The following is a 14,758-nucleotide window of genomic DNA, read 5'->3' as shown; positions in this document are numbered from 1 at the left end:
CACCAAGCGGATCCGCAACGCCGCCAGAACGAACCTCGCGCAGCCGGGCAACAACTGAGCTGCAAATCCAACCCATCCACAACTCTTGACTATTGCTCGCCTGAGACCGCCGGCGTGAACAGCCAGGTAGCGAAACCGTTCCTGCGCCAGTGGGCTGCATGCTCCGGCACGACTCCGCCCCGCACGAACCGGAGGTCCGCGATGGCCTGCTCTACCTTCTCTCGTGTGGCCTCAGTGACGCGTTCGGGGTGGTTGAGCACGTTGGATACCGTGCCCGTCGAGACGCTGGCACGACGGGCGACGTCGACGAGTTTCGCGCCCTGGTGGCCGCCTGTGCGGGCCGCGCCCTGTCCTCGGAAGACGTAGGTCTTGCCGTGACAGGGGCATGGCTTGGGCTTCGTGCGGGCGGTGTGGTTAGCGACCAGCGCGGACAGCCAGTCCGTCGAGGCGATGGTGCGGTAGCTGTCGTCCTTTGGCGGGCAGCGCACCAGTTCCCCCGTGTCGAGCTCGTACAGCTGCCACTCGACCCGAACGGCTCCTGGGCGGACGAACGCGGTCTCCAGGCCGACGATCTCGCCCCAGCGTATGCCGGTGTATCCCTTGAGGACCACGGCGACGAACTCGTCGTCGCGGCCGGAGAGCAGGGCGGCACGCTCGGCGGTCAGCAGGATGCCGAGCGCGTCGGTGACCACCTTCTCCGGGCCACGGTCTCGGGAGCGGCCGGCACGCTTACCCCGTCCGCGTCGCCGAGCAGCCGGGTTGGACGTGATCAGGCCCTCGTCGATCGCGTCCTCGAAGATCAGGTGGAGCGTCGAGCGCCAGGAGCAGTTCCACGAGCGCACCGGACTTCCGCTGTTACTGAACACGTCCTTCAACCGCAAAGGAGCCCCGATCCTGCGGACCGCCGAGCAGGCCCTGGCAGCGGCGGCGGAGCTGGGCCTCGACGCCTTGGCGGTCGGGGACACCCTGCTCCTCGCCGACAACGTGCCCGACCCCCGCGCCACGGCCCTCCGCACGAGGTGAGGCGGATGAACCCCATCGACCTGGACAACGTCCTGACCGTGCTCGGCGCCGCCGCGTGGGGCACGGACGAGCAGTCCCTCGCCGGCAACGTCGGCGCCCTCGCCCTCACCGTTTACGACGGCCACACGCGCGACCAGGGCACCCCGTACCTGGAACACCCGCTGGCTGTCGTCACGCTCTTGCGCTCCGAGATCGGGGTCAGCGCCCATGAGCCCCTCCTCCTCACCCTCCTCCACGACGCCTTGGAAGTGGCTCCCGAATCGGAGGCACTGCTCGCCCAGCACCTCGGCACCCGGTTCACCGCTCGCCTGCGTGCCATGACGGCCGACCACCGCCTCGAACAGCGCCCCAAGTCCGCCGGCGACGAAGCCAGCTGGCGCTTCAAGCAGACCGCGCTCCCATCCGAGGAGCTCCTCGTCCGGCTCGCCGACCGCCTCCACAACCTGCGCGATCTCGCCGCCTCGCCCAACGTCGACCGGCGCGAGCGGTTCCTCCAGAGCCTGGAGGACTTCTACCTCCCGCTCGCCGACGCCGCCCGCAGCCTCAGCCCCCACCTGGCGGCCATGCACGCGCTCCTCCACGCCGAGTACGTCCGATACCGACAGGAGGCACGTCCGTGAAGAGGGTCGTCTACTCGATGGAGCCGGTCGGCCGGACCGGCGGCCGGGTCTACTTGCGGATGCTCCACGAGGCGACGGCCGACGACGTGGAGTGGCGCACGATCCCGGACCACAAGCGCACCTACCGTGTTCGACGCTGGCGCAAGCTCCGCCACCTGGCCCGCCTGGCCCCGGCGGTCCGGGCGCTGAACGGCGCCGACGGCACCTTCGTGTGGGACGACCTGAGCCTGCTGCTCTTCACGCCCGAGATGCGGGCCCGCACGGTGTTCCTCCTTCACCACTACGAGCCGTTGCAGCACGACTCCGCCCCCGTCGAGGCCATGCTCTGGGAGCGGCTGTTCCGGATACTGCCCCAATGTGCCGCCGTGGTCTGCGTCGCCCCGTACTGGGCCGACTTCCTCCAGGCCCGAGGCGTGCGCAACGTACGGGTGATCTACAACGCCTTCGACATGACGGAGGTCGAGCGGGCACGCGGCTTCGACCGAACGGAATGCCGCGCCGAGTTCGGCCTGCCCGCGGACGTGATCGGGGTGTACGCGGGCAAGGCCGTGCATTGGAAGGGCACCGAGGAGGTTTCGGCCGCCCTGGCCGGCGCCCCTGGCGTGCGGGTGATCACCAGCGGCAGCAACACCATCGGCTTCGACGGCGCGCACTACGACGTGGAACGCGAGCGGTACCTGAGGCTGCTGTGCGCCTGCGACGTCGGCGTCTTCCTGCCCCGGATGCGGGAAGGCTGGAGCCGCTGCGCGGCCGAGGCCCTGCTGCTCGGCCTGCCCTGCCTGATCCGCCCGGTGGCAGGGCTGGGCGACCTCGCCACGCTGACCGGACAGCCGGCCCCGGACCTCGGCCGCCTGCCGACGCAGATCCGGGAACGCGCGGCAGCGCGACAGACCGAGGCCAAGGCCGCGTACGAAGCCCTGGCCCGGTTCGATGTGAACTACTTCGGCAACGCCTGGGGCGACCTCCTCGCGAAGGTCGCCTGACCGGCGGCTACGCCTGCGCGGCGGCCAGCTTCTTGACCGCCGCGTCCAGACGGGCGAGCACGCGGTCCCGGCCGAGCAGCTCCATGGACTCGAACAGCGGGAGCCCGATGGTCCGGCCGGTGACCGCGACCCGGATAGGCGCCTGAGCCTTGCCCAGCTTGAGGCCGTGCTTCTCGCCGACGGCGAGCAGGACGGCCTTCAGGTCGTCCGCCTTCCAGTCCGGGACAGTGGCCAGCTCGGCACGGGCGTCGGAAAGGATGTCGCCGGCGCCCGCCTTCATCGCCTTGTTCCACGACGCCTCGTCCTCGACCGGCTCGTCGAGGAACAGAAAGTCCACGTAGCTGGTGATCTCCGACAGCAGCGCCAGCCGGGTCTGAGCCAGCGGGGCGGCCACCTCGAAAAGGTCCTTGTCGAACGCCTCCGGCACCCACGGCGCGTACGGGGCGATCAGCCACGGTGCGCAGGCGTTGGCGAACTGCTCCGGCGAGAGTGCGCGGATGTAGTCGCCGTTGAACGCCGTCAGCTTCTTCACGTCGAAGAAGGCAGGCGCGGTGTTGACGTCCTCGATCCGGAAGAGCCGCTCCAGCTCCTCGAAAGGCATGATCTCCTGGTCGTCACCAGGCCCCCAGCCCAGGAGCATGAGGTAGTTCACCATCGCCTCGGGCAGGAAGCCGTCGGCGAGGTAGTCCTCCAGCGCGACCTTGTCGCGGCGCTTGGACAGCTTCTGCCGCTTCTCGTTCACGATCACCGGCAGGTGTGCCCACACTGGCGGCTTCGCGCCGAGCGCCTCCCACAGCAGCTGCTGCTTCGGCGTGTTCGACAGGTGCTCCTCACCACGGATGACCTGTGTGATGCCCTCGTCCAGGTCGTCAACGACGTTGGCGATCAGAAAGACCGGGGACCCGTCACCCCGGGCAATCACGAAGTCCTCGATCGCGTTGTTCGGGAACGCCGGCTCCCCGCGGACCAGGTCGACCACGACGGTCTCGCCCTCGTCCGGCGTCCGGAACCGCAGCGCCCGGCCCTCCTCGAAAGCCAGCCCTCGCTCCCGGCAGAACCCGTCGTAACCCAGGTGATCCGACCCCGTGCGCTCCTTGAGCTGCTCCCGGCTGCAGTCGCAGTAGTACGCCCGACCAGCCGCAAAGAGCTGCAGACCTGCTTCCCGGTGCCGGTCTGCGTTGTGCGACTGGAAGTACGGCCCCTCGAAGGCCGAGTCCTCACCGTGGATGCCGATCGCCGCGAGCGCGTTGATGATCCCGTCGATCCACTCCGGCTTGTTCCGGGCCACGTCGGTGTCCTCGATGCGCAGGACGAACTTGCCGCCGGACTGTCGCGCCACTGCCCAGTTGTAGAGAGCGGACCGTGCACCACCGACATGGAACATGCCGGTCGGGGACGGGGCGAAACGAACGCGAACCGGGGCAGTAGACATGCGCTCCAGGGTACCGACGCCGGGCACCGGCTTCGGACCTTGAGCCAACCCTTACACCCGCGTTTTCTGGCCGTCCTTGCCTTCTATTCGTACGTCGCCTTCCAGCGTGCCCGGTGTTGCCGGTCCCCTTGTCCCAGGCCGTTCACCGTGGCGAGCGACAGCAGCGAGGCCCCGTTGTTCCACAGCCCGAGGTGATCGCGATGGACGGCGAGGATGTCGTTCACCGTGGCGAACTTCTCAGCCGGCCCGCTGAAGTACGTCGTGGTCACGAAGATCGCCACGTCGACCTTGAAATGCACCCGCGCACCGAGCAGGTCTCGGACCTCCCGACTGGGAATCCTGCTCTTGGGCGTGTATCGCTTGCACTGGATCACCATGCTCCGCCCATCGGGAAGGACCCCCAGGACGTCAGCCCCGTTGTCGTGAGAGCCTCCGACCCTCCGCACATCGGTGCACCCATCGCGCCGACACAGCTCCACGACGAAGTCCTCGAACTCCGTCCCCGTCATCGCGTCGACCTCGGCCAGCGTGCGATGTCCAGTCTTCACGGCCTCGTCGTACCGCCACTGCCGATCCCCGCCCCTGATAGACCGATCAGTGCGCCACAACCACCACCCACCGCCGGCAACGCCTCCGAGAACGAGCGCGCCCACGAGGTAGGGCCAGATCGCGCCCCAGAAGACCACCAAGACGACGACGCTCACGCCCCCGGCGATGACGCCGCCGCGCAGTCGCTGCTCTCGACGCTTCCGAGCCGCTGTTCCTCGCCGCTTTTGTGCTGCTGCCATGGCGCCCCTCCCTCGTCCAGTGCAGCAGTCTCGGGAAGGGTGAGGCGTCCGAGAAGGGCGCAGTTCGGCCAATGGCTGGTCTCGTTGCCTGGGCCCTGACCGACAGAGCCACGACACAATCGGGTCGTACGCGTACCGGGCCGCCGAGGGGGAGCCACCGAGAGCGTGCTGTCGACCGCCACGAGCACCGATGTCCAGGAGCTGCCCCATCCCGGAAGCGGCGGCTGAGCACCAGCATGTAGCAGCGCGCGCGGGGCCCGCACCACGAACGAGGCACGGGGTAACCGAGACAAACACCGGTTTCCGGGTGGCCCGACTCAGATCCCTTACGAGTGGGTGACTACGGGGAGCGTGCAGCTGTCTCCATACCTTCGAGTCTGGATGGTGGTTGCTCCGGCCCGTCTACTGCGTTTTGCTGGGAGGCATGGCACAGCCCCTCACTCCTCAGGCTCTGCAACAGCAGCGTGGGTTCCGAGGTATGAGCGTGAAGGAGCTGGCCGAAGCCACTGGTGTTTCACCGGCGTCCGTACGCCGCTGGGAGGCCGGAACACAAGCGGTCAGCGACCAAGCTTTCGGGCGCCTACTGAAGGTGCTGCGCTGTGATGCGCAAGACTTGACTGCGGGCGAACGGGGGACCGAGACGCTGCAAGACCTGCGTCGTCGGGCGGGTATGAGTACCGCCGAGGTCGCTTCGCTGCTTCGCCGCAAACGAGCATCGCAGGGGCTACACGTCAGCGCTGAGAAAATACGTGACCTTGAGCGTGGCCGCCCGGTGCGCGGGCGGACTTGGCCGTCGCCCGAAACCCAAGGCCGAGTGGCACGGATGCTGGCCCACGTCTACGGAGTTCCTGACCGCGTAGTCATTGATGCCTGGTGCCGCACGCGCCCGAACGACCCGGCCCCCGCGCTTCCAGCCCGTCGACCTCGCAGCGCGTCCGAGGGAGCACTGGCAACCTGGCGTGAGCTCAACGAGCGGCAGCGCAGCTACCTGACGTGCATCTTCCATCAGGATCAGGAAGCAGAAGAGGAACAGCGCCAGAGTCGCTATGCAGGGGAGGCCCAACGGCCCGCTGCAGCGTGGCGACGACTGACCTTGGCACTAAATGCGCCAGCCGACCTTGTCGGCTTCACTCGCATCCAGGAGCGGCTCCGGGACGCCGGCATTCACGATCCGGGGACCGGGTCCTCCGTGAGCGCACTGGACAGGCGGGGCCTGATCATCGTTTACCGGGATCGCCTGTACGTCGATGGACTGGGAGATGTTCCGCGTACGCGCGTAGAGATGACTCGGCACGGCCGAGCGGTCGCACGCGCAGCCCTCGGGGTTACTTCCGCTCCAGCACCGCCCGCAGCACTACTGTCGCCGTGGCTGTGGAAAATCGTGGTTCGTGTCGCCCAGGCGGGACCGCAAGGTGTGGACGGCAGCCTCGCTGGGCGGGGACCGCACTATCTTGCCGTGGGTCAGAGCCCCGACGGGCGCACGCCCAGCCGCGGCTTCATCGTTCTGCGTCTCCCTGACGAAGCGGACTACGGACCGTACCGATGGTTCCTCACCAATTCCGGCCGACGCCATATCAAGGACCACATCGATACCTACCGGTCTTTGTATCCAACCGTCAACGTTGATTCGATCGCAAATATGTTCACCTGATCACCCGATGGAGTGACGCTGAGGTCCATTGTCAGTGGGGTGTCGTAGCCTCCCCACCGATGACGCGACACGGAGACACGACCACGGTCCAGCAGACCCATGTCCTGCTGGAAATCGTCAAGGCATTCGCGGTGTGTGAACACGCGATGGCTGCCGGGGAGCTGACCGGTCCCCGGCGTCTGGACCGCCTCATGGAAGCCCACGGCATTCTGATGGCCGCGTGTGGCCCCGGACACCACATCCCCTTCGACGAATTGATGGGCAGACTCACCGGTGAACGGGCGGGGTCCCTCGAGCGGTTGCTGCCCGAGTGGATCAACGCCGAGGAGCTCGCCGGCGTACGGCTCTTGGAGAGCGACGGCGTCGCAACCGAGGACGGCTTCGACTTCCGGCACGAGGCTCAGCGTGTCATGCGCGCCGCGGAGAAAGTCGGGAAGTTCAGCGGCCAGGTCACCAAGCCCAAGCTGGATGACGAGTACAGCCAAGAGTCCGTCTTCAGCGCGATCAAGGGTCCTTTCTACGAGAGGCACCGCAGGACCCTGGTCGAGAACTCGACCGTGCCGAGGAAGGATCTGGCTTCCCTCAACCTGCCTTCCCGGGCGAACGACTTCTACCGCCCCATCGCTCAATACGCGCAGTACAGCGGCTGGTGGTGGCCCTGTCCGGCCTGTCAGTGGCCGATGAAGGTGACGACAGACAGATCCAGCGGGCGTATCCGCGGCCAAGTGCGCTGCTTGTACCCCTGGCACGATGAGACAGGCGCATCATACGAGTTCGTCGTGACCACTCGCCGGAAAACGGCTCCCGAGCTGCACCCGACGTTCGAGTGCCGCGTGCCGGCCGGCCGCTTCGCCGCGCTGTGGACCGGTGCCGTTCCGCTCGTGCCGGAGGCTGGCGCGGTGGAGGATACGGTCGCGCTGGTTCGGCCCGTGTGGCGATACACCGTGGTACCCGGACTTCCCGAGCTGGCCCTACATCGGGCAGTTTCGGCCAGCCTCGAGGGCACACCCTGGACGTCGCACCTGTGGCCCAACGGGGACCAGTGCGACCTATGGATGACCCATGCCGACAACGATGAACCCCAGTTCATGGCCGACTTCAAGGACTACACCTGGTCCAACCATCTGGTCAGCAAACTCGACCTAGACGGCGGCGACCGAGGCGGCGCCGAGTATTTGGTGGTGCCTGACCACCGCAAGGAGCAAGTGGACCAGCTCAATGCGGTGTGCCGCAGACACAGGATGAAAGCGGCGATGACCGCGACGGAATACCTGGAGATGGTCATCAACCAGGCCAAGGGGGGCCAGGCATGAGCGGCGACATGACGGGCACAGAGGCCGGCCTCGCCGGAGCACTTGCGCTGGCCGCCCACTACTTCCCACGCAAGGACGACGAAGGACACGTACTGGCCGGCTTCGAGGAAGCCACGTTCTTCGCGCACCGAAAGCCGCAAGCCTGGTCCGAATGGGCGAACTTGCCTACCGCTGAGCGAAACCTCATCCGGCAGGTCATGACCTTGATGGCCCAGGAGTGGACGGATCCGAAGAAGCTCCAGACCTCGGTGCTCGCCATGCTCGGAGTCCTGTCATCAGAGCCGGACATCGCGGATCGCTCTGGAGGCTCGCTGCGTTTGCCGCCCGGAGATCCACACCTGGCCGACGCAGCGATCCCGCGTATGGGAGGTGACTTTCTCGGCTACGTGCAACGCGTCACCGGCCCCTTCTTCACCTTCGGCAAGCGCCCCAAGGCCCAGGCATTCGCCGGCCCCGGAAAGCTGAAGACGAGGACTGCCTACCTGGGCCCGGAGCACGGCACAACCAGCCGGGAGATCCACATCCCGGCAACGCCGGGCTTCCTGGAAGCACCCGGACACGAAGTCCTGCCTCAGGTGCACACCCGCCCACAGCGCGACCGGGTCGCACCGACCGTGGATCAGCTGTTGGAGGTCGCCAAAACGCTCAGTGGACAGGACAAGAGCGTCCGCTACCTGCACAAGGTGCTCAAGCGGTTCTTCAAGAGCATGAAGACGTCAACGGGGGCGATGACCGAACTCGACCTGACCGCTGGCGATCTGCAGCTGCTAAACGCTCCCACAGGAAGCGGCAAGACCGTCCTGGTGAGGGTTCTGGCCTCATGGGCTGCTCTGAACGACCGGCGCATCGCTCTCGCCGTCACAGACGTCCGGGCCACCTTGGAAATGGCCTGGGACATCAACAACGACCTGGCCTATCTCCGCAAGATCAAACGGCTCGCCGAGCCCACTCACTGCACGCCGTTGATGTCCCCGTCAAGCATGCACCGGCGCGCCATGGACTACGCAGCCCTGGGTACATCCACCCAGATCGACGAGTGGGACCGTCGCGCTAAAACGGACATCGGCCTTCTGTCGACAGGATGCGCGCAGCGGGCACTGATGGACCCGCCCACCCTGTACCCCTACGGGGAAGAGAACTGCACCTCGCTGACCTCAGAGGCCACTGGCTCCAACCGTCTGACCTGCCCGTTCGCACCGACGTGCGGCAAATTCCAGCAGTTCTACCGGGCCACCAACGCGGCCGTCATCGTCACCAACCACGCAAACCTGCTCGAAGGACGCACTCGCATCGGTGTCGTGCTGGACGGGCAGGAGTTCCGTGGTCAAGCGCGCGGCTCCCGGGGCATGAGCGTCCTGGAGATGACCCTGCGCTCTTGCGATGCCCTGGTGATCGACGAGATCGACGCCTTCCAGACAGCAGCGATCAGCCGCTGCACGTCGGAAATTACTCTCGCCTCCCGGAAGAGGACAACGGCACTGCGGGAGATCGACTCCGACGCGAAGAACCTGCCCGTTGTCCACGAGATGGGGCTCGTCTCACCAGTCAGCCATGCCCGCCTCATGGCCGAGATGCTGCTGCTGTGGCTCTGCTCCGGACGTGGGCTGAAGCTGAATCCCGGCAACGAAACGGACGGCCCCGACGGCGCCGGCCGCGACAACACCGGCTGGCGTCTGGCCCACTCACGGGACCGCGAGATCCTCCAGATCCTCTTCCCCGAAGCGACTGCGGCCGAGGACATCCCGCCCGAGCTCTTCGCCTTCCTCAACGAGATCATGCCCGCCCAGTGGTACGGCTCCGAGCCGGACGAGGAAGAGTTCGACCTCCCTGAAGGCGCAGCCTGGGACGCCGTTCAGACCGCCCTGATGACGCTCACAGCGCAGCGTGGCCAGGACCATCTCACGGACACTCGCGACGAGATGCGCAAGCTTCTCCTCGGGCTCGTGCCCGACGCGCACCGGCAGGCTGCTGTGATCAACCTGCTGGTCACCCGGGCGGTGTTGCGCGAACTCGACGGCGCACTCGACGAACTGCGCGCGCAGGCACAGACCCTGCGTTACCTGGACCTGGGCTCGGTCCGCAAGATCCTTGAGACCATGCGCAGCAGCACGGTGGCCACCCTGTACCCCCTGGCGATGCTGGGCCGCTCCATCCACGGTTACCAGGTGAAAGGCATGGACAACAAGGAGAAGGAAGCCGAGCTCCTCTCCCGGTCGTTCGGAGGCGATCCGCATACGTTCGTTTCCGAACTAGGTGGCCTCACATCGCTGTTGACGGCCGGCGTACAGCGGCCTGTCATGGGGCTGTCGGCCACCGCCTACCTGCCGCAGGCCGTGCAGGAGCACATCCACGCCCCGGTGCGATGGTGGCTGCCCGATACGCGCCCCGAATCCATCGTCACCCTCGCAACCCCCGTACGCAGTGGCGCCGGCGACGCGATGCGTATCGGTGGTCTGCCACCGGAACTGAAGCCCAACGCCCTGCGCGATCTCGGGCGGGGTCTCTACGAGCAGCAGCTCGCCCGACGCCTGACCCACTTGGAGAAGCGTGAGCCGGAACGAGCCCGTGTCATTCTCACGGTCAACTCCTACGAGCAGGCCGCCCACCTCGCTTCCGGAGTGGCGCAGGCCGATGGTCTGAACCACCGAGTCTGCCTGCTCGTGAAGAAGGCAGAGAAGCAGAACTACGAGGAGAACCTGCCTCCTCACGTGGACAGGATGGTCCGTGAGGAACTGAAGGACTTCCCCGACCGTGGGGAGATCCTGATCGCGCCCCTCGCTGTCATCGGACGAGGTCTGAACATCGTCGTGGGCACACGCTCCGCAGTCCGCGACATCTACCTCTGTGTCCGGCCCGTCCTCAGCATTGAGGACACCGACTGGATGCACGCGAGCGTCAACGCCGCTGGCGTCAACGCCCTCCCCGTGGGTGGCAGCGATACCCCGCTGGCCGAGTTGCGTAACGCTGGGGAAGCCTCTTGGAGGCAACTCTCCAAGATCCTCCGCTCCCCGGCCCGGTTCTCCAACATGGACCACGACCTGCGCAAGGAACTCGTCGCAGGAATGCTCGTCCTGCTCATCCAGCTCGCCGGCCGAGCCCGCCGGGGCGAAACCGACATGACCCTGCACATCGTGGACCACGCCATCCATGACCAGAAGTTCAGTTCCGACCTGGCCACGATCATCAAACAGATCTATGCCGACTGGAACCCCGAGCAGCGCGCAATCATGAATGAGCTCTACGGTCAAGCGCTTCAGGCATTTCTCACCTACGCAGGGCTCGATCGCGAGATGCTCTGAACGGCCTACATCTGCCCCCCGCCCTCCCCCGGTGCAGGCGGGGGCTGCTTTCCCTGTCCGGGAGAAAAGCCGAGAGAAGAGGTAAGACCGTCCATGGGGCGTCGCAGCACACAGCGGGATCTCACCGCACACACCACATCGATCAAGTGCACCCCACAGCTCCTGGACGGCATGACCGCCCTGGTCTGGGACTTCGGTGACTACCACTCGCCGACGCGCAGAGCCTGGCGCGACCTGGGCAGTACGGCCGCCCGCAACAGCAAGCGGATCGCAGGCGTACAGGAGTCCGACCCATTCCTGGTTCCGTATTCCATCGCGGTCACCGTTCTCCAGCAGGTCACCGACGGGTACGTGTACCTGGACAGAAGCCTGGCGTTCATGGTGACGCTCAGCCCCGTGGAACCCGGCGTCCTCAAGAACGCCTTCACCTACCTGGAAGGGATCGTCCGCAAGATCCCTCTGGACGAGATCCCGTTCATGGACGAGCCCGCCCTGGCGAAACTGGTGGCAGGTGTCACGCCGCAGTCGCTCAGCCTCGCCGAGAACATCCTCGCCCAGCAGGACGGCAGGCCAGCCAGCCCTGAGAGCTGGGCCTATCAGGCGGTGAAGTGGCATATCGCGAAGAAGCTGGCTGCCAAACCGCTCCTGGACACGGAGGTGGAACCGGTCCGTGAGCCGTACGAGGCGAAGGACGGCGTGACGAAGGAACGCATCGTCGACTGGCAGCCGTCCACCAACACCGCGGCCGTGCACTACCGACCCGACAGCGACGGCGATCTGATCGCATGGGACCACCCCATCGGGCCGCTATTCGCCTCCCTGGCCCACCCCGTCAACCTCAGCGAAGCCGCAACTGCCCGTCCCGAGGACCCCACGCGGGCGCAAGTCCAGTACGCCATGTCCCGCGTCTCGGTGAAGATGGCCACCTATACCGCCGAGCCCAACCCCGTCCTGAACCTGAACGCACACATCCGCCGCGTCAACAACACCGTTGTCCACGCACGCACTGCCTTGCTCGATCAAGGGACGCAGCGCCCCCTTCTGTCCCTCTCTCTGGACGGTTGGGGCCTGCGCCAGGCAAACAAGCACGCGCTGGAGATCCTGGCGAAACTCGACGCCGACCGGACAGCGCTCACGGCGTTGGAGGAACGCGTTGCCGACGAACGCCACCGCCTGAACCTCAGGGACGAAGACGGCAAGAGGATCGACATCCTGACACCCGCGCCCGGCACCATCCGGCCGACCATGCCCAAAACGGACTCCTTCGCAGTCGGTACCGGTGCCGGCATCTACCAGCTGTCTCTTCTCCAGGACCAGATCCGGCGCGCCTTCGGCGACGCCGTTTCTCTGCTCGAGCTGAAGTCGAAGGGGAACGTCTTCGGCAAGCGGCCCCACGAACCTGCCACCTCGACGCAGGAGAAGGAGAAGAAGAAGCGAAAGAGCGACGGGGATTACATCGACCTCATCGGCAATCCGTCGCCCGACAGCATCCGGCGCTCCATCGAAGCAGCCGGCTACACCAAACTCCGCATCCTGTGTCTTTGGTACCGGGACGAGACCCTCACGCGCATGATTCATGGTCTCGCCCACCCCTACGGCCTCGATCCGGAACACATCGACCCCGACCCCAACGGGAAGGACACCACGCCTCTCGCGGAGGGCATCGAAGCAGTCTTCTGCAACGCCGAGACCCTGCTCAAACACGGCCCTGGAGAGGAGAGGGTCTCGGACGCCGGGGCCCTCATCAGCCAGTTCACGGAACCAGGCGTGCTCCTCGCGGCCTGGTGCGAGACGGAGCTCCCCGTCCGCGGGGAAGAGCACGAAGGCATGAAGTCCGCCGAGGTGAAGTCCGCCCTCGCCGAGAGTGACGCCAAACACCAGGTAGTACGGGAGCTCGCAAAGGCGGCAGTGCCGTCTCAGTTCTTGGTCGGCCGCACGTACGACCCGTTCACCAAGACGTTCAACACCGTCAAGAAGCCCGCTGCGGCGTTCGAAGACCACCGTGTCTACATGGGACAACTGGACCTGTACCGCTCGTGCGGCGTGATCGACGACCGGTTCGAGCGTGCTCTCTACCCTGAAGACGACCCGTATCCGTTGCCCCGCATGGCCTTCGTGGGCATCCACATCCGCAAGCAGGCCACCGATCGGAAGTACAAGGGACAGCCCAAGAGGATCATCACCGCAACCGCGGTGATCCCGTCCCGCAAGGTCGGCGAGACGTGGCGCATGCTCGGTTGGAGCAACATCCACCCGCACTGGGAGCACTACGCGCGGGCGCAGAGCAATTTCCACGCCTCCAACTACCCTCTGCACACGCAGGACGGCCAGGGCGAAATGCAGCGCTGGGCACAGGCCGGCGAGGACGTCCGGACCGCCCTCCAAGACCTCAGCGACGAACTCGATGGGCTCCCGTACGTCCTGATGATCGACGGCCACGCCAGCCGCCGCGTGTGGCCCGGCCTCCACAACAACAAGCAGGGTCTCACACCGGACCCGGACGACCCGCGCCTGTGGCTTCCGGGGAGCGGCCTGCCCGCCTCCTGGAACCCCGTCAGCATCATCCGCATGAATTGCGCGCAGGCCGAGATGCCACGACTCGTCTCCGTCACAGAAAAGCTGAAGAACGGCACCACCAAGCCGCTCAAAACCTCCAGCGACCTCTACTACCCAGAAGACCGTCCTGAGGGGCATCCGTGGTTCCTGTTCACCGAGCCCCGCAACTACGGCAAGAAGCGCCACGGACAGTGGAAGACCCGCTGGCGCGCGGATCCGGGCAAGGCGTCAAAGAACGCTGGCGAGCGCAAGGAAAACGAACTCAACTCCCCCTGGTACAGCATGACCACGCGCGAAATCACCCCGATGTACACACGCAGCGGATACGAGCGCGAGGCCCTCGCTGTCGCCGCAGCCCGACTCAGCCACCAGGCACTCTCATGGTCCGACCGAACCCGCTACCCCGCGCCACTTCACGCCGCACTGCAAATGGACCTTGGCCACCCCCAGTTCCGACGCTCCGAACCAAGGGACCCAGAGAGCATCGAAATCCTCAAGGAAGCCTGCGGCACCGACGCTTAAGCCTCGATCTTTCGTGATAGACGTCGAGGGCTCATCGCGAAAGATCGAGACTGAGCATCAGGATGGTTATGGGTTCTTGTCGAGCTCTTTGATCTCTTCTGGAATCTGTGAGCCGGAGTAGACCGCGAAGAGTTGAAATCGGGACCTGGAATCCTCGGGCTTACTAGTCCGGCGCCGGCCCAGCCGTCGAAACCGTGATCACGAACGATCATGCTGAATTGGAACTGCTCCATGGACGCTGGCAGAAGCGGTGCAAGCGCTCCAAGGGTCCCCCACTGGCCTGAAGAGCCCCGAGGACTCCTAGATGATCTTGGAAGGTCGGGACTGGCTGGTCTCAGTCCTGGTCTCATTCGCCCCCGTCCGGGCCCGTCCACACAGGGACACCGTGAACGCTCCACCGCAGTTCAGGACGGGCGCGGCACGCTCCGGACCCCCATACGAACATTTGGAAAGCGTGTTGGGGGCAACCCCTCCAGGGCCCCGGCAAAGTCGTTGCTCACGCCGCCAGGAGCAGGTTGATGGGGCGGTCGGTGTCGCGTGCGTGATGCCGTAGGGCAGCGGCGATGTTGTG

9 protein-coding genes and 1 pseudogene are annotated in these 14,758 nt (G+C 66.0%); 7 read left to right on the top strand and 3 right to left on the bottom strand.

The window, feature by feature from the left end; translation table 11 throughout:
* Positions 1-98: 98 nt before the first annotated feature.
* Positions 99-824 (bottom strand): annotated as a pseudogene (locus KUM40_RS22055) (LacI family DNA-binding transcriptional regulator); the annotation flags it as partial.
* On the opposite strand from KUM40_RS22055, the gene KUM40_RS22050 reads away from it, so the two are divergent.
* Genes KUM40_RS22050 through KUM40_RS22040 form a run of 3 tightly spaced genes read left to right on the top strand, consistent with a single transcriptional unit; the run spans position 766 to position 2,626 of the window.
* Positions 766-1,023 carry a carbamoyltransferase C-terminal domain-containing protein gene (locus KUM40_RS22050; RefSeq protein WP_308401206.1) on the top strand — a complete coding sequence of 86 codons (258 nt, stop codon included), beginning with the start codon at positions 766-768 and terminating at the stop codon, positions 1,021-1,023. The pseudogene KUM40_RS22055 and the gene KUM40_RS22050 overlap by 59 nt on opposite strands.
* Before the next feature lie 5 nt (positions 1,024-1,028).
* Positions 1,029-1,643, top strand: a complete 615-nt coding sequence (locus KUM40_RS22045) for an HD domain-containing protein (RefSeq protein ID WP_217167755.1) — start codon at positions 1,029-1,031, stop codon at positions 1,641-1,643.
* Positions 1,640-2,626 carry a glycosyltransferase gene (locus tag KUM40_RS22040; RefSeq protein ID WP_217167754.1) on the top strand — a complete coding sequence of 329 codons (987 nt, stop codon included), beginning with the start codon at positions 1,640-1,642 and terminating at the stop codon, positions 2,624-2,626. The genes KUM40_RS22045 and KUM40_RS22040 overlap by 4 nt, the downstream gene beginning before the upstream one ends.
* Before the next feature lie 7 nt (positions 2,627-2,633).
* Here the strand turns inward: KUM40_RS22040 and gltX are convergent, their stop codons facing one another.
* The gene (gene gltX, locus KUM40_RS22035; protein WP_254395492.1) at positions 2,634-4,010 is read right to left on the bottom strand and encodes a glutamate--tRNA ligase; all 1,377 of its coding nucleotides are present in this window, start codon (positions 4,008-4,010) and stop codon (positions 2,634-2,636) included.
* Between the two features lie 131 nt (positions 4,011-4,141).
* A complete protein-coding gene (locus tag KUM40_RS22030) occupies positions 4,142-4,846 on the bottom strand; it encodes a restriction endonuclease (RefSeq protein ID WP_217167752.1) in 705 nt (234 codons plus the stop codon).
* 424 nt (positions 4,847-5,270) lie between these two features.
* Between KUM40_RS22030 and KUM40_RS22025 the strand changes: the two genes are divergently transcribed.
* From KUM40_RS22025 to KUM40_RS22010, 4 genes are all read left to right on the top strand, one after another.
* Positions 5,271-6,497, top strand: a complete 1,227-nt coding sequence (locus KUM40_RS22025) for a helix-turn-helix transcriptional regulator (protein ID WP_217167751.1) — start codon at positions 5,271-5,273, stop codon at positions 6,495-6,497.
* A 59-nt stretch (positions 6,498-6,556) separates the two neighbouring features.
* Positions 6,557-7,810 carry a hypothetical protein gene (locus KUM40_RS22020; protein ID WP_254395489.1) on the top strand — a complete coding sequence of 418 codons (1,254 nt, stop codon included), beginning with the start codon at positions 6,557-6,559 and terminating at the stop codon, positions 7,808-7,810.
* Positions 7,807-11,109, top strand: coding sequence for a hypothetical protein (locus tag KUM40_RS22015; protein WP_217167750.1), 3,303 nt, complete (start codon positions 7,807-7,809; stop codon positions 11,107-11,109). The genes KUM40_RS22020 and KUM40_RS22015 overlap by 4 nt, the downstream gene beginning before the upstream one ends.
* Positions 11,110-11,280: 171 nt before the next feature.
* The gene (locus tag KUM40_RS22010) at positions 11,281-14,187 is read left to right on the top strand and encodes an RNaseH domain-containing protein (protein WP_254395488.1); all 2,907 of its coding nucleotides are present in this window, start codon (positions 11,281-11,283) and stop codon (positions 14,185-14,187) included.
* The last annotated feature ends 571 nt before the right edge of the window (positions 14,188-14,758 follow it).

It is taken from the genome of Streptomyces sp. AC512_CC834 (genome assembly GCF_019049325.1).
Lineage (GTDB): Bacteria > Actinomycetota > Actinomycetes > Streptomycetales > Streptomycetaceae > Streptomyces.
This window is presented reverse-complemented; position numbering and strand designations above follow the sequence as displayed.